Origin of the sequence: Sheuella amnicola (genome assembly GCF_010499255.1) — a bacterium.
Classification (GTDB): Bacteria; Pseudomonadota; Gammaproteobacteria; order Burkholderiales; family Burkholderiaceae_B; genus Zwartia; species Zwartia amnicola.
The window spans coordinates 228,954-244,893 of record NZ_JAAGRN010000002.1 but is presented as its reverse complement, the minus strand read 5'-3'; the positions used below and the strand labels follow the sequence as shown (position 1 = coordinate 244,893).

At 47.8% G+C, this 15,940-nt stretch carries 16 protein-coding genes; 9 read left to right on the top strand and 7 right to left on the bottom strand.

Annotated elements, in window-relative coordinates:
• A complete protein-coding gene (locus G3I67_RS03720) occupies nt 1-606 on the top strand; it encodes an SCO family protein (RefSeq protein WP_163651641.1) in 606 nt (201 codons plus the stop codon).
• On the opposite strand, the gene G3I67_RS03715 is transcribed toward G3I67_RS03720, so the two are convergent.
• Nucleotides 603-821: a DUF3717 domain-containing protein gene (locus tag G3I67_RS03715; RefSeq protein WP_163651640.1), complete on the bottom strand. Its 219-nt coding sequence runs from the start codon at nt 819-821 to the stop codon at nt 603-605. The two genes, G3I67_RS03720 and G3I67_RS03715, sit on opposite strands and share 4 nt — an antisense overlap.
• 63 nt (nt 822-884) lie before the next feature.
• On the opposite strand from G3I67_RS03715, the gene G3I67_RS03710 reads away from it, so the two are divergent.
• The 4 genes from G3I67_RS03710 to G3I67_RS03695 are packed head-to-tail and all read left to right on the top strand — an operon-like array spanning nt 885 to nt 5,296.
• Entirely contained in the window at nt 885-1,415 is a 531-nt protein-coding gene (locus G3I67_RS03710; protein ID WP_163651639.1) for a PhaM family polyhydroxyalkanoate granule multifunctional regulatory protein, read from the top strand.
• 49 nt (nt 1,416-1,464) lie between these two features.
• Nucleotides 1,465-2,835, top strand: a complete 1,371-nt coding sequence (glmU, locus tag G3I67_RS03705; RefSeq protein WP_163651638.1) for a bifunctional UDP-N-acetylglucosamine diphosphorylase/glucosamine-1-phosphate N-acetyltransferase GlmU — start codon at nt 1,465-1,467, stop codon at nt 2,833-2,835.
• Nucleotides 2,832-4,229 carry an MFS transporter gene (locus G3I67_RS03700; RefSeq protein WP_203583535.1) on the top strand — a complete coding sequence of 466 codons (1,398 nt, stop codon included), beginning with the start codon at nt 2,832-2,834 and terminating at the stop codon, nt 4,227-4,229. Before glmU ends, G3I67_RS03700 begins: the two co-directional genes overlap by 4 nt.
• Nucleotides 4,230-4,234: 5 nt before the next feature.
• Nucleotides 4,235-5,296, top strand: coding sequence for a glycosyltransferase family 4 protein (locus G3I67_RS03695; RefSeq protein WP_163651637.1), 1,062 nt, complete (start codon nt 4,235-4,237; stop codon nt 5,294-5,296).
• Nucleotides 5,297-5,327: 31 nt separating this feature from the next.
• Here G3I67_RS03695 and G3I67_RS03690 read toward each other — a convergent pair whose 3' ends face one another.
• Nucleotides 5,328-5,795, bottom strand: a complete 468-nt coding sequence (locus G3I67_RS03690; RefSeq protein WP_163651636.1) for an Lrp/AsnC family transcriptional regulator — start codon at nt 5,793-5,795, stop codon at nt 5,328-5,330.
• 157 nt (nt 5,796-5,952) lie between these two features.
• Between G3I67_RS03690 and glmS the strand changes: the two genes are divergently transcribed.
• Entirely contained in the window at nt 5,953-7,785 is a 1,833-nt protein-coding gene (gene glmS / locus G3I67_RS03685; RefSeq protein ID WP_163651635.1) for a glutamine--fructose-6-phosphate transaminase (isomerizing), read from the top strand.
• A 17-nt stretch (nt 7,786-7,802) separates the two neighbouring features.
• Here glmS and G3I67_RS03680 read toward each other — a convergent pair whose 3' ends face one another.
• The 5 genes from G3I67_RS03680 to G3I67_RS03660 form a co-directional block, all read right to left on the bottom strand.
• Entirely contained in the window at nt 7,803-9,479 is a 1,677-nt protein-coding gene (locus G3I67_RS03680) for a recombinase family protein (RefSeq protein WP_163651634.1), read from the bottom strand.
• On the bottom strand, nt 9,479-10,150 hold the full coding sequence (locus G3I67_RS03675; RefSeq protein ID WP_163651633.1) for a recombinase family protein: 672 nt from the start codon (nt 10,148-10,150) through the stop codon (nt 9,479-9,481). The genes G3I67_RS03680 and G3I67_RS03675 overlap by 1 nt, the downstream gene beginning before the upstream one ends.
• Nucleotides 10,151-10,307: 157 nt before the next feature.
• Nucleotides 10,308-11,999: a DNA cytosine methyltransferase gene (locus G3I67_RS03670; RefSeq protein ID WP_163651632.1), complete on the bottom strand. Its 1,692-nt coding sequence runs from the start codon at nt 11,997-11,999 to the stop codon at nt 10,308-10,310.
• A 2-nt stretch (nt 12,000-12,001) separates the two neighbouring features.
• Nucleotides 12,002-12,913, bottom strand: a complete 912-nt coding sequence (locus tag G3I67_RS03665; RefSeq protein ID WP_163651631.1) for a Bpu10I family restriction endonuclease — start codon at nt 12,911-12,913, stop codon at nt 12,002-12,004.
• Between the two features lie 48 nt (nt 12,914-12,961).
• Nucleotides 12,962-13,687, bottom strand: a complete 726-nt coding sequence (locus tag G3I67_RS03660) for a hypothetical protein (protein ID WP_163651630.1) — start codon at nt 13,685-13,687, stop codon at nt 12,962-12,964.
• A gap of 228 nt (nt 13,688-13,915) precedes the next feature.
• Here G3I67_RS03660 and G3I67_RS03655 point away from each other — a divergent pair, with 228 nt between their 5' ends.
• The 3 genes from G3I67_RS03655 (at nt 13,916) to G3I67_RS03645 (ending at nt 15,896) form a co-directional block, all read left to right on the top strand.
• The gene (locus G3I67_RS03655) at nt 13,916-14,560 is read left to right on the top strand and encodes a hypothetical protein (protein WP_163651629.1); all 645 of its coding nucleotides are present in this window, start codon (nt 13,916-13,918) and stop codon (nt 14,558-14,560) included.
• Entirely contained in the window at nt 14,529-15,134 is a 606-nt protein-coding gene (locus G3I67_RS03650; RefSeq protein ID WP_163651628.1) for a hypothetical protein, read from the top strand. Before G3I67_RS03655 ends, G3I67_RS03650 begins: the two co-directional genes overlap by 32 nt.
• A gap of 381 nt (nt 15,135-15,515) precedes the next feature.
• On the top strand, nt 15,516-15,896 hold the full coding sequence (locus G3I67_RS03645; RefSeq protein WP_163651627.1) for a hypothetical protein: 381 nt from the start codon (nt 15,516-15,518) through the stop codon (nt 15,894-15,896).
• The last annotated feature ends 44 nt before the right edge of the window (nt 15,897-15,940 follow it).

Sequence of the window (15,940 nt, the reverse complement as noted above, 5' to 3'; positions counted from 1 at the left end):
ATGTTTGAATTGCAATTAGCCCGACGTAAGGTTTTTAAGGGTGGTATAGCCCTGGCGGTCACGTTGCTTCTTTCTTCGTGCAAGGATTCGAAGCTTGATTTCAAAGGAAGCGACATCACGGGAACTAAGCTTGGCCAAGGTTGGACCCTGGTCGGCATGGATGGCAAAACCTATAACCCGGATATTTTCAAGGGCAAGGTCACGCTGATCTTTTTTGGATACACGCAATGTCCCGATATTTGTCCTTCCGCGTTGGCCGAATTAACGGAAGTCATGCGACTTCTTGGGGAGAAAGCGGATAGAGTCCAGATCATTATGGTCACGGTTGATCCTGAGCGCGATACTCAGGAAGTCATGAAAGCCTATGTAACCGGATTTGATTCCCGTTTTATCGGATTGACCGGTACAGTTGAGCAGGTCAAGAAAGCTGCCGCATCATTCAAGGCTTATTTCGCCAAGTCTCCCAAAGGCAAATCCGGCGACTACAGCATGGACCATAGCGCGATGTTTTATCTGCTGGATACTCGAGGTGAAGCCCGAGTCTTACTGAGTAATCAAGCCGGAGTGGCGGCAATCAAGAACGATATCGAGCAACTCTTGCGTTAACCCCTCGATTTTTGCCAGACACTTAAGGCTTCGCGGGCTCGATCGGATAACTCGTTTAGGGGTAATTCGGTGAGATGTTCGATAATCATTCGCGCATAGGGTGTCGCGAGTGAAGAGGCCTCTTTGCAAAGGCGCATTTCCTCTCCGACAGATGGATTGTGTTGGCGCCAGTAATTAATGGCTGCTTCAAGTTCGTTTAAGCTAATAGTCTGCATGCGTGTATTGTCCCACCGATCCTAGTAATATCATAGGCAACATTGGCAAAAAGGACCACCGTTATGAGCACATCCGCTTCTAATCCCTTTGTATTGCCTGGATTTGGCCAGACGGGCGAACAGGCGGCGAACCCCCTGCTTGCGAGCATGGAAATGATGCGTCAGGCCTTTTCCGGCATGACAGGAGGGACCTCTGCATCCGCAGCCTCGCCGATGGCGCCGACTTTAAACCCGGAAGATCTTGAAAAGCGAATTGCGGAGCTCAAAACGGTAGAAAATTGGCTAAAAATTAATCTTTCCATGCTCACGAGTACGATTCAAGGCATGGAGGTTCAGTTGGCGACAATTCAAACCCTGAAATCGTTCGTGGCGGGCGCAACGGATGCAAAAGACAAGCAAGATGTTCCACCCGTTGCGCAAGCATGGTGGGACATGTTGCAGCAACAATTCAACCAAGTGGCGGCGGCAACCGCGGCATCAATGGCGCCTATATCGAAAGGGGTGTCTACCGAGTCGGACCAGACTCCGGCCAAAACTTCCGGCAAGTCCGGTAACGCGTCGCCACGTGCTCGATCGTCTAAAAAAAGCACCTAGAAAAACCACGTGCCTAAGTTATTTCTCGAATTTTTACATTAAATAAATTATGTTGAACATTGTTATTCTGGCCGCCGGGTTGGGTAAGCGGATGCAGTCGAATTTACCCAAAGTGCTTCATCCGATTGCGGGACGTTCGATGCTGTCGCATGTTCTGGATAGTGCGCGCGCTTTGGATGCTGCCAACGTGGTCATCGTAGTGGGTCATGGTGCGGATCAGGTCAAGACTGCCTATGCACAGGAAAAAGATTTGAAATTTGCATTACAGCAGCCGCAACTTGGCACGGGACATGCAGTGCAGCAAACTGTTGGGCTCTTGCAGGAAGATGGCCGCGACGATGTGACGGTTGTTCTGTATGGCGATGTACCTTTGGTTCAACCCGATACTTTGCGCAAGCTCTTGCTGTCACGAGATGGCGGGTTGGCTGTATTGACTGAATTTTTGCCAGATCCAAGCGGCTATGGCCGGATTGTTCGCGACGCTGCAGGCAAGGTATGCGCGATTGTCGAACATAAAGATGCCACCGAAGCGCAACGTTCGATTAACGAGGTGAATACGGGGATTATCGCGGCGCCTACAGCTGCGCTAAAAGGTTGGTTATCTCGATTGGATAACAATAATGCGCAAGGCGAGTACTATCTGACGGATATCATTGGGATGGCGGTCGCAGATGGCTTGGTGGTTAATACCGCGCACCCGAGCGCCCAATTCGAAACGTTGGGTGTGAACAGTAGAGCTCAGCAAGCTGAGCTTGAGCGGTTGTGGCAGGCAGAGCTGGCCCGCCGTCAGCTTGAGGCGGGGGTCACAATTGTTGATCCGGCTCGCTTCGATTTGCGTGGTCAATTGGAGTGCGGTCGGGATGTCATGATTGACGTGGGTTGCATTTTTGAAGGAAAGGTCGTTTTGGCCGATGGTGTGCGCATCGGGCCGCACTGCGTGTTGCGAAACGTCACACTAGGTGCCGGGACCCACGTGGAGGCCTATAGCCATCTGGAGCAGTCCAGTGTCGGGGAGCAGGCCAGGATTGGACCTTATGCCCGGTTGCGACCCGGAGCGCGCCTTGGCAACGGCACTCATGTGGGCAATTTCGTTGAACTGAAAAACACGATGTTAGGCGAGGGGAGTAAAGCCAATCATCTCGCCTATGTGGGTGATGCGGATGTCGGAGCGCGCGTGAATATCGGCGCAGGTACGATCACCTGCAATTACGATGGTGTAAATAAATTCAGAACAGTGATTGAAGATGATGCGTTCATCGGATCGGATACCCAGTTGGTTGCTCCCGTGCGTGTTGGGCGAGGTGCGACGCTTGGTGCCGGAACGACCTTGACTGCGGATGCGCCGGCTGATCAACTGACAATTTCAAGAACTAAACAGATTACGATTACCGGTTGGAAACGACCAGTGAAAAAATCTTGAGTCAACCAGAACAGACTAATCAACCATCTGCAGAACATTCCGAAGGTTTGCAGGACTCGCGTCGCCGCTTATGGGCATCGCTGACATTGCTTTTTGGTATCGGCATGTCGGTGCTGGACTCGTCGATGACGAACGTTGCGTTGCCTGCGATCGCAAAGGATATGGATGTTTCCGCCGCAGCGGTGGTCTGGATCGTCAATGCGTACGGCCTGACGCTTGTGATGACGTTGTTACCATTATCGGCGGTTGGCGAGCGCACCGGCTTCAAGCGTTTATTCCGATATGGGTTGAGCCTATTCATTTGCGCTTCGGTGGCCAGTTCTTTTGCGCCTTCTTTGCCTGTCTTGCTAGTCTGTCGTGTTTTGCAAGGGCTGGGCGGCTCGGCGATCATGTGCTTGTTTGGGGCGCTTGTTCGGCATATTTACCCTCCTAAGCATATGGCGCGCGGCATTGGGATGAATGCCATGATGGTTGGCCTGATGTCGGTTATCGGGCCGACCATCGGGACATTTATTTTGTCGATTTCCAATTGGCACTGGATCTTTCTTATCAACTTGCCGATCGGGGCGATTATTTTGTTGGGCGTGAAATATCTTCCCGACGTCAGTCCTGTCAAAGGTCGTTTCGATTGGAATTCAGCGATGTTAAGCATGGTGACAGTCGGTTTGCTGATTGTCGGAATCGACTATTCATCGACCTATGTCTGGCAGTCCGCATGTTTAATTGTGTTTGGCATTTTGACCGGGATCGTGCTGGTGCGTCGAAGTTACCAACAGCCTGCGCCGTTGGTTCCCGTTGATCTGCTGCAGATACCCGCGATGCGATTCGCGATTGCGGCTTCGTTGTGTACGTTTTCCGCCCAGATGGCAACGTTCGTGTCATTACCTTTTTATTTGCAACAAGAGATGAGTCGTCCGCTTTCGTCCGTGGGTATGTTGATGGCTGGCTGGCCATTGGGAGCTGCATTGATTGCCATGGTGGCCGGTCGATTGTCGAACATGTTCCCAGTGGCGGCGCTGTGTGGTGTAGGGGCCGGCGCAATGGCTATCGGACTTTTGGTGATCGTGCTTGCTCCCGCAAGCATTAATGACATCTGGCTGATGATGGCGATGGTATTGGGTGGAGTGGGATTTGGTTTTTTTCAGACGCCTAACAATCGTGTGATTATCGGTTCGGCACCTAAACATCGGGCGGGCGCTTTGGGGGGGTTGCAGGCAACGACGCGTGTATTCGGTCAGACTTTTGGCGCCGCGATGGTTGCATCTGCTTTTAGTTTGAGCGTATCGTCAGGGCCGACGCTCGGCCTGTCGGTTGGCGTGACGTTCGCCTCGTTGGCTGTGTTGGTGAATGTGATCCGACATCGTCAGACTGATGTGTCCAGAACAGGGGGCTGATCACCATGCGGGTTTTGCAAATCAATACGGAGCGTACTTGGCGTGGCGGCGAACGGCAGACTTTGCTGACAGCATTGGGCATGCGAGACGCCGGTCACGATGTCGAGTTGTTATTGCATGGTGATGGCGTATTAGCTGTGCGCGCACGCGAGCAGGGTTTGCGTGTCCATTGCGTTGGCAATACGCCCGGATTTCCAATGTGGCTTGCGCGTAATGGCCGTCATTACGATATTGTGCATGCGCAAACTGCCCAAGCCGCAACGTGGGCAGTCATAACAAAATGGGCGCATCGCCGTCCAGTTGTGTTTACGCGCAGAACTAATTTTCCTTCAGGCTCCAAACCCTGGGTGACCCGTCAGAAATGGTCTCGTGTCGATAGAATGGTCGCGATCAGCGAGGCCGCTGCGGTTGCTCCGCGTGCAATGGGTATTGATACTTTGGTCATCCCGAGCGCGGTTCCCGCTGTTGTCGGAGATGACGCGCGTGTTCAGGCTTTTATCGAAGAACAATCGCTACAGGGAGTGCGCATCGTGGGCACTGCATCCGCCCTATCGCCCGAAAAAGATCCTGTAACGCTGATTCGTGCCGCCTCTTTGGTCTGTGAGCGATTCGATGATGTAGTGTTCGTGCATTGGGGTGCATCCGGTCAAGCATCAGAAGCCGCGCAACAGTGTTTGCGTGATTTGAACTTGGCCGGCCGCTACCGCCTTCTTGGTTTCGAGACGGGAGTCGAGCAGCTTTATCCTGCCTTGTCCGTGTTTGTGATGGCCTCCCGCTTTGAAGCGCTGGGAACAAGCGTGCTGGATGCGATGATGCAGAAAGTCCCGGTCGTGGCCACTGATGCTGGTGGATTGAAAGAGACAATAGCGAACAATCGCGGATTGATGTGTCCCGTCGGGGATGCCAGAGCGATGGCCGAGCAGATCATTACCTTGCTGGACCAGCCTGCTCGCGCCGCGGCGATGGCCGAAGCTGCTTATGTGGACGTGATCCAGGAGTATGACGTCGGACGGATGACACAACGCTATCTGGATGTGTATGCCGGACTATCAAGCACAAGAAATTGAATGATTTGCATACAGGACTAACTGTATTAATTTAAAGAACAATGCGAGTTTCGAATTTGCTGCGGTGAACCGAAAAAAACGTCCTGACATTGCGAACATTGGATTGGGCGGTCAGCACGCGATGAACGAGTGCATGGTAAGCGGGCATGTCCATGACTTCAGTAATGAGCACGAAGTCCGGTCCGGTTGATACGCGATAGCATTGCAAGACGGCCGACTCGTTATCGACGCGCTTTTCGAATAGTTCGAGTTGTTCCGCGCTTTGAATGTCGAGCGTGACTTCAATGATGGCGGTCAGTGAACTGCGTACTTTGGCGGGCGCGATGATGGCGACCTGTTTTTCTATGATGCCCATGGCTTTCAGGCGACGCACTCTGCGCATGCACGTAGGGGGCGATGCGTGGACGCGTTCGGCCAATGCTTGATTGGTCACGCTGGCGTCGATCTGAAGTTGATCCAGTATTCGCAGATCTAGATCGTCTAGTTGATTGTCTGTCATGGAAATCTACGCATTGCTTATGGATGCAACTCAAATAAAATGAAATTTTATTTCATTTTATAGATAAATTTATTATTTATTTCATATATTAAATATTCTAGAAATAATATTTCATGATGTTCGGTGCAAAATAGTCTTCTAAATAAGGAGATTGCTTATGTGTGGCATCGTCGGCGCGGTGGCGTCCCGGGACATTACCCCAATTCTCGTGGAAGGTCTCAAGCGGCTCGAGTATCGCGGGTACGATTCATGCGGCGTAGCTGTCTACGACAATGGCAGTTTACGTCGCGCGCGAAGCACTGAGCGCGTGGCCGAATTGGCTGACCATATCGCAAAGGACAGTGTTGCCGGCTTTACGGGCATTGCCCACACGAGATGGGCAACGCATGGTGCGCCTGCTACGCATAATGCACACCCTCACTTTTCTTCCTTGACCGGAAACGAGCCTTCAATTGCGCTTGTTCACAATGGAATCATTGAGAATCACGAAGAATTGCGGCGTGAGTTGCAGGGGGTTGGTTACGTATTCGAAAGTCAGACCGATACAGAGGTGATTGCCCATCTTGTGCACCATTTGTATCAGGGCGACTTGCTTGACGCTGTGCAGCAGGCCGTCAAGCGCTTGCATGGTGCCTATGCGATCGCAGTGTTTTGTCGGGATGAACCGCATCGCATCGTGGCCGCAAGACAAGGTTCGCCACTCGTCATTGGACGGGGAAAGAATGAAAACTTTCTGGCATCCGATGCCCTGGCTTTGGCTGGAACGACAGATCAGATCATTTACCTTGAGGATGGCGATGTAGCCGATTTGCAGCTTGGTAATGTCTGGATCATGGACTCGGGCGGCAAAAGGATCGAGCGTCAGATTCATACGGTGCATGTGCATACGGGTGCAGCCGAGCTTGGTCCGTATCGTCACTTCATGCAAAAAGAAATTTTCGAACAACCGCGCGCGGTTGCGGATACGCTTGAGGATGTCGAGTCAGTTACCCCAGAATTGTTCGGTGACGCAGCTTACAAAATCTTCAAGCAAATCGATCGCGTGCTGGTGTTGGCTTGCGGCACCAGTTATTACGCTGGATTGACCGCAAAGTACTGGATTGAGTCGATTGCGAAAATTCCCGTATCGGTAGAAATTGCCAGCGAGTATAGGTATCGCGACAGCGTACCCAATCCCAATACGTTGGTTGTTACGATATCGCAGTCGGGTGAAACTGCGGATACCCTTGCCGCATTAAAGCATGCGCGCTCACTGGGAATGGAACAAACCTTAACGATTTGCAATGTCTCGACCAGTGCGATGGTGCGCGAGTGCAAGCTTGCATACATTACGCGAGCAGGGGTTGAAATCGGTGTGGCATCCACAAAAGCCTTTACGACACAGCTGACGGCTTTGTACATGTTGACACTCGCGTTGGCGCAAGTACACGATAGGATTACGGATGAGCAGGAAGCTGAGCAGGTAAAAGCCCTGCGTCATTTGCCTGCTGCTATCAGCGCCGTGCTGGCGCTTGAGCCGCAGATCATTGCATGGGCGGATCGCTTTGCGACTAAAGAGAATGCTTTGTTTTTAGGACGTGGCATGCATTATCCGATCGCGCTGGAAGGGGCGTTAAAGCTTAAAGAGATTAGTTATATCCATGCCGAGGCATATCCTGCAGGCGAATTGAAACACGGTCCGTTGGCGCTTGTGACCGAGGAAATGCCTGTCATTACGATCGCACCCAATGACGTGTTACTAGAAAAGTTGAAGTCCAACATGCAAGAGGTGCGTGCGCGCGGCGGAGAGTTGTATGTTTTTGCGGATGACGATACGAAAATCGTCAGCAGCGAAGGTGTTCACGTCATACGCATGCCGGAGCATTACGGATATTTGTCTCCCATTTTGCATACGGTGCCATTGCAATTACTGGCATATCACACGGCATGCGCCAGGGGAACGGATGTGGATAAGCCAAGGAATCTGGCCAAGAGTGTTACCGTTGAGTAAGGTGGCTAGGGGGTAATTTACTTTCCCCTACCGTCCCTCTTTTCCACCCGTATTTGGGTCGTTTTAGAGCCTTCTAGGAGCTTGTAACCCTTGGCTTTCACCTTGGGGTCGTTCCACTTGAGCTTGTCCCCGACGATGGGGTGTTTGAAGTGGATTTCTAGCTCGTGATCTCGGGTTTTAGGAAGGAACCGACACTCGATCTTTTCGATCAAGCCCTGAAGGTATAGCTGACGCTGTTCATCGGTCAATTTAGCCTTCTCTTTGATCTCTTCACCGAACATACCAACCCAGTCAACCCATTCCTTCTTCTCTGTTTCACCACGGAGCTTCAGACGGAGGTTCGTGATGTCGGTTTTGTAGAGGTCGGCTTGTTCGTTCAGACGATCCATAGCCGACTTGAACGCTTTGTCGTCCATTCGCTTCAGGATACGGTTTGCTTCAAGATGACCAATGGACTCTTGAAGGTTGGATAGTTCTCTCTGAAGGATTCGATGTTGCTTTTCGTAGCCTTTCATTTCGGCTTCGGATGAGATCTGTTTGATTCCCTTTTCAGCGAAGATTCGCTTCCTTACTTCTTCTTTGAGGATGCTTGAGTCTTTGTGAAGTTGAACAACCGTGTCGAACACCAGCTTATCGGTGATCTGAATGTTCATGGCTCGATCGAAGCCACAGCCAGTACCCCGTTGGTAGTGAGTTTTACTTTCACCATCTTTAGCCCAAACCCGTTCCTTGTTGGGACAGTAGTACATGTACTCGGACTTGGAGGGCTTGATTCGACCAGCCATCTTCCGACCACAGTGACCACAGACCATGAAGTCACGTAAGAGGTAGAAGTTCTTCACCGTAGCGTTCTGTTGATCTTTACGGCTCGCTTTACGCTTTCTGGCTAGGTTGATGGAGTTCCACGTGACCTCGTCAACAATCACGGGACACTTAACCTCAACAGATTCACCCGAAACGCTATCTGTAAAAACGTATCTACCAAGGTAGTGGGTGTTCGTCATGAGTGATTCGATCGAGCCGAGAGTCCATAGCCCTCCACGTCTAGCGAGTACACCGTTCGAATCTAGCTCCCTTTTGATTTGGGCTACAGGGACACCTTTTAGAGCTTGTTTGAAGATGAGCTTGACCCACTTGCTTTCGTCTTTCTTCTCGACGAGCTTTCCGTGAATAAGGTCATAGCCGAAGGGGGGGGGACCACCATGCCAAAAACCTGCTTTCACCTTCATCAACTTACCGATACGTGATCGCTCGGCTCTCACGGAGTTTTCAAACTCAGCGACAGCGTCCAACATCTGTTTCAAGAGCTTGTCGGACGGACTAGAAAGGTCAAACTTTCCGTCCTTCGTGTAGAGCGTGACGCCTTGCTTGTTGAATTCGTAACGAAGAATCGAAGCTACTTGATCGTTACGAGAGAGACGGGACTGGTCGTAAACCCAAATGTGTTTTACATCCCCCGCTTTGATAGCTTGGAAGAGCTCATAGAGTTTGGGTCGACCTTGAATGTCGTCGTGATGGGAGCTTTTTCCACCCTCGTTCCATATCTCGTGGTCAAACTTGAGTTCCTTAGCCTTCTTAAGCCCTAGCTGTTGTTGGCTATCGAGCGAAGTACCCTTGTCAGCTTGTGTGACTGTGGAAACCCTTGTGTAGATGTGAAGCGTGTTCTCTGGTGACTTCGCTTTTGATTTAGCCATCAAGCCATACCTTCCATAACCAACACACGCTTCACCCCCATGAACGTCATTTTTCTCTCTTGGGTAAGAGCCATCCAATCAGAGATCCCACGATAGGTAGCTCCCGCTTTTCTCATAGCTACCATCTCACGAATCACCTGTTGTTCGTCTTCTCGGGGGATCTTAATCCCGTCTACAACGTCATAGCCGAAGGCTCGCTTTCCACCAGTGAACTTCCCTTGAGCCTTCTTGAGTTGCTTCACCTCACGGATACGAGCAGCTATACGCTCCCGTTCGAACGTAGCGAAAGCCGACAAGATAGTAAAGACGATAGCCCCTACACCGTTACCCGTAACGTCACCACCAAGGTCGATGAAGTGGACGGAAACCCCTCTAGCCTTTAACTCGTGAAGAACGTTCAAAGCGTTACGAGTGTTACGGAAAGCTCGGTCTAATTTAGGGAACACGACCATGTCCCCTTCGGTTAGGACTTGGAAGAGCTTAGAGCCCTCTGGACGCTCTTGAAACTCAGAGCCACCGCTAACACCCGCTTCGACGTAAACGTTGTCCTCGGGGAGCTGGAGCCCTTTAGAAACAGCGTAGCTAGTGACCTGTAAGCGCTGGGCTTCGAGCGATTCACCTTCTTTCGCTTGGGTCAGCGTCGAGACCCTCAAGTAACCGTAAACAGCCATTTCACACTCCTTAATTCATTCATTTCTTAGAACTATTCTCTTTGAAACATGAATTAAAGTAAATCTTTACGTGCTAATGTTTAGTGGTCGTAAACCACGCTGTAACGTGGTTTAGTTGCTGTTACCGTCGAGTAGTTCGAAGTAATTGGCTGAACTCCTATTTTCTGGGAAAAACTAATTGTTTCCTGAATTTTTCAAGCCAACGGGGACTAGTTACATTACTGATGCCTCGAACCATACGTCCCGTTCTTGGATTAACTACAAGCCCAAGATCACCATACCCAAGCTCTCCCAATACTGAACCCACAAAATGACCAATTTGATGCTCTATATTCAATAACGAACGTAAGTGATAATCTAAGCCGTGATCATTCTCCGTGATTAAAAGACTCTCCGTATCTTCCTTTCCAATTAGAAAAGAAATAGCATTTGAATGAACACCATACGGCGGGTGTACTCTCGAACAGATCAAGCATTGCTTTTCGGTGGCGATTAATATCGCTAGTGGGATTGCCTCGATAGGAATGGATTTGGATTCGAATTTTTTTAACTCGAATTCGGGATGAGCCTTAGAAAAAGATTTGCTCATCTTGGTAAGAACTTCACGATTTACATCGGAAAAAGTGCTTGGCTTTTGACCTTTACTTACCAGTTCGGCTCCAAGCGCTTCAGATACTGTAGGAAACTTTCCATTCTTAGAGGGCTTAACCTCTGATAGAACTTGTCGCCCAATTGCTTCAGCTACCAACGGACAAACGGCATTGCCGATCTGGTTGTATTGAGAAAGGTTCTTTTCCCAGCTCATCGTTGTTCTTTTACCCCTGAATACATAAGCATCAGGGAACGACATCAAACGAGCAGCTTCACGTGCTGTTAAGTTTCTGTGTAATGTAGGGTGAATAAAGAGTGATTGAAAGGAGGCGGGGATGGTTAGCGACGGCTTCTCCAAAGACAGTCGGTAGTTGTTGTACTTAAATGGTTTTTCATTGATTTCTCCACTATTCTTTTTGACTTGCCCGAACTCTGATGAAACATCCTTAAGAGACTGCTCCGATTTAATATTCTTAAATCTTTCTATTAACCTTGACGTGTGCTTCATAGCGATATGGTTGGTAACGCCTTTGCTGCCCTCTCTCATTTTTTTCTGATAATTGGATTCAGGGGTGCTTTCATAGGGAATCAAATCATCACTACCCATGCCTGACTCAATATTTGGCAAATCGAGCAAAGCATCCCCAACTGTTACATAAGGATGAGTAGACCTATCTTCAAAGAGGCTGTAAGACTTCTCAATGGAATGAGTTACCTCTGGAACCAACGTGGCACTATTAGCTTTGGAGCAAAATATAAATGCTCGAGTCCTATTTTGTGGAACGCCGAAATCTGAAGCTGTGAGTAGTTTAGGCGTGACTGTATAGTTAAATTTTACCAACTTCTCTTTGACTATATCTAGAACTGTTTTGCCGCTAGTATCTTTTTTTGTGAAAATTTGCGGAACGTTTTCAATTACAACCACTTTGGGCTGAATGATTTCAACCCACTTCAAATACCAAAACACCAACTCATTTCTTGGGTCATGTATTCCGAATTGACTACCGCCAGCGACAGAAAAGCCTTGACAAGGTGGACCGCCAACAATTACATCAACTCCTTTATATTTTTCTATAAACGAATCTGGAATATTTCGGATGTCGGCACAAAGAACGGTCTCTTTATCAAAGTTGGCAGTAAGAGTTTCACAAGCCCATTCATCCAACTCAAGATGAAGAACCCCTCTTAGTCCTGCTTTTTCTAACCCAAGCGAAAATCCGCCACAGCCAGCAAACAAATCAATGAATGACAAAGACATGATTAGAAATAGCCCTGCTGGAGAACTGAGTCCTCATTGAGCTCTGTAATGACTGGAAACGCTTCATTCAAAAGATTAACAATCAACTCAAAGGACTTGAGACTTAGTGGATTTGCCTCGAGATGGTCAATGAACTCTGACCTTGACTGTTTTCTTCCTTCTACAGATGAAAAATTAGATCTGACATTTGAGGCAAGTCTTTTGGCTTGTCTTAATAGAATTACATTGTCAATATCTGTCATTCTTGTATCAATCGGAGTCATGTCCAACCACTCACACAAAAGAACGTACCTAGAATCTTTTACCGTTGCCTTCAACTCTCTAGCAGTCGCTGCCGCTTCTTGGAACATTGTTTTATCTAAATTCGTCTTGATTTCAGAAACAAAATATCCAATATTTAGTTTGGATTCATATGTATTCGATTCATATTTTTCAGAGGTGGACGCCTTAAGAAAGAGTTGACGCCCAACAGTAAAGTCTTGATCTTTTGTTTTTACGAAAATGCCGCCGTCATTCAGCGGGCTTGTTATAGGTCCAACATAAAAACCAGCAAAACATTGCTGAGGTCCAGTAATGAGATTTGCCACCGAGCCTAAGCCGGGAACTAATCTTACATCTACCAGTCTTGGCATAAACTCTTCTAAAATGGTGTTGTCAAGTTTTAACTGACCTTTCTGGCGATATAAAAAATCTTCCTTCGAGTCAAATATTAATTCAACTTCAATAAATTTCTTATATTCATTGGTTGCTTTAATGAGGGTTGAAATTATTTCGAATGTCGTTCCGCTAGCCTCATTCATTTGCTTTTGCCAGTCTTGATAGCGATCAAATGTCTCCATTACCTTTGGTCGGTCGACTTCAGGTAATTTTGGGTTGTTTTTAAGTGCTTGTAGCTTGTCGAAATGGGCTGTCATGTCAGTTCTCAGTTGATTTTTAATCTTGTTTGGTCTGTTTTTACGGTGTTAAGGGAAGAGCCCCTTAGATGTGTTCGTTACAGAAGCTCGTGCTTTCTTTAGGTATCGGCTAACAGTCGCTTCCATGAGTTTTTTACTAGCCGTGTCTAACGGCTTCCCGCTCTTCAAGTAGTCAACGTACAAATGCTTGTTGAGAGGGAGGAATTGACCTAGCTCCCAGAGCTTCATTTTTGGGTGTTCGATCCGCTTGTCCCACACGTTTAGAGCGGTCGTAAGAGCTTCGATGTTCGGTTGACCCGTGAATTGGTACTTGGCTTTACTCGTTTTAGCGTAGCGCTTTCCTCTTTGACCTTTGTGATGCTGGTCTAGAAGGCTTCTAAAGCGCTGGAGGATGAATTTTTTGGGAAGGTTGAGGGGAACGCTGACTAACAGACGATCACCGTCTGTAGGGGCTTCCTCGCTCTTGGAGAGAAGTCTTACCGTTTCCTCGGCTGGTGGGTTCGAAAACAACTTAGCCCCACGACCGTCTTCAGTCCACCAAGCCTTGAAGTCGTCAGCCCTTACATCGCCAAAGTCTTCGTAGAGCTTCGACAGGGAGCCTTTACCGCTGGACTCACAGGTCTTCAAGTAGTCCTCGTTCCGCTTCAGGTACGACCACCAGACGTAGTAGATCGTCTTTTTCCAAGCCGACTCGTCCTTAACGTTCTTCCCACGACCAAAAGTTGGGTGTTGGTAGGGGAAGTGTCGTGGTCGTGAATTCTTGGTGAGACTCATGTCTTCAATGTAACACAATTCCTTAACACTTGAAATAGACGATTTTCGACTGTTTGTTTTGTTGGTTTTGTCGGATTTTTGTCGTAAAGCCCGTTAATAGCTTAACAATTCAAATGGCGCATTTATTCTCGGTGGAGATGTTTATTGGATAAAGGAGTCTAATAGAAACATGAACAAAACGAGCAATTTGCTTAACAGTTCATCTTTCATTTACTTAAAGGAGTTATTATGAAAAAAACAGCCATGAGTCCTTCGGACCGTCTAATCAAAAACTTTACTTCGGCTTACCGTGAACTAAACATAAAACTCAACGAGTCAGAGCTGAAGTTGGAGGATTATCAAAAACTGTTGGTTAGTCAGTTTGTGAACCACGTACAGCCAGTTGAGTTTGATGAAGCTGGCTATATGTATCGTGACGGATACATCATTTCCAAATTAAAACAATATCTCGGGGTTATGAAAACCGAGGCTGAATCTTGGAAGTCTTTTCTTCGAGGCTATAAGGTGACTTTGGTTCGAGATGTACGAGGTTTTTATTTCGAACAGATCATGTTTCCTCGAAATATCGAAATACCAATCCATGACTTCATCCTCGAAAAAATGAGCGACTCATTGTCTCGTACGTTCGATGTAAATATGACGGAAGAAAAATTAAGGACAGTGTTTAGATTGACTCCAACCACTGAATCTCAGCTAGAGCTAATGAAGCCGTCAGGGATCCCCGTAATGGCTATGAGCTTAGGGTTGGAGTTAGAGCCTAGCAACATGAATTTTGAAATCTGCTTCTGTTGGAATGAGAGCGAGCGGATTGACTTGGATGGTTTTTATAGGGAGCCTAAGCGTGAACAACTTGAAGAAAATCAAACGAATTAAGACGCTCATTGATCGGCTAGAGAAAAACCAATCTGTAACCCGTGGATCACTTACACGAGTATTGGGTGAGGTAGGTATTCGGAGCTTAGATAAGCAGTGGGGGCTTGAACTGAAGTCCAGAACTTACAAACCCAAAGAGATTGTTGAATACTCAGAGCGAGTTAGACGTGGTCTGATTTATTACGCTTTAGGTGATAAGCAATCGCTCAAGGGAGACGGCTACAAAGCTAGAAATTCATTTCACAAGGCTGAATCGATTCTTGAAAATGCTGTTGAGTATTTGAGGGAGGTTGTCACCACTGACTCTAGCTTGAGATTATGGATTGATCGGGATGTGGGCTTTGGGGTTGAAGTCGAACTTTGTCCCGTAGGTATCCCACGTCCCGTTTGGTCAACCAGCAATTACAAGAGTCAATGTTCTTTACCGAAAGTAACCAAGAGGGATTTGGCTAGAGAAATGTTACAGACCGAGTTGGAAAAACTTGTGGGTAGAGAACCATTGGAGCTAGAGAATCTGGAATTCGGGACAAAAAGATCATTTGATATTTCGTCCTTTTCGGGATTCAAGTTCTAAGTCCTAAAACGGACGTTTTTACAAACCACCTTCGGGTGGTTTTTTGTTTTTTATAAATAGTTTTACGAACGCTATACGAGAGCGTTCTTGGTGAATGTAAAGCCGTTGATAGCTTACTCGCTATTTCAATACCGACTTTTAGAGAGGTCGGTAATCCTTAGTACGTCTAAAAGAAAGTAAACAATGATTACAAATACTAACCAACTAAAAGACACGTTCCATAACCAAAGGTACGGACAAGAGATTGTTAGAAAGTCCCTATCGACTGATCGAAATCTGAAGTTACAAGAACTGGAGTGGATTACATCTAACCCTGACTGGACTGTATTCACGATAACCGTAGCCTTTAAGAACCTAGTCCCGCTAGAAACTGGTCAAGGAATGAAGCTGGCTACCAAGTACGAATACAACAAGAAGGTTCTGACCAAGATTAGGAAAAGGCTCTGTCGGTTGACTAATTACTGGGACAAGGTTCTACCGATCACGGACTTCTACGTCTACGAGTACGACCAAACCAGCTTTTTCAAGAAGATCTCCAACAACCAGTCTCCCCATCACATTCACGGAATTCTTCCAATCCCTAATCGGGTTTTACACAAGTTCTACAACGTTGAAACTGGTGAGCTAGATCCACGACTGGTGAAGGATTTGAAGTCGCTTTCCAAGGTTTCCACGTTCTTGATCGAACCGTTAAGACTGGATCACAAGGAAGCTTGGTTCAACTACATGTTGAAGGAAAAGACGATGAGCGAGCTGATGTAAGCCCTGAAAATTACGAACGTAAAAAATCGTGACTTTCACGATAG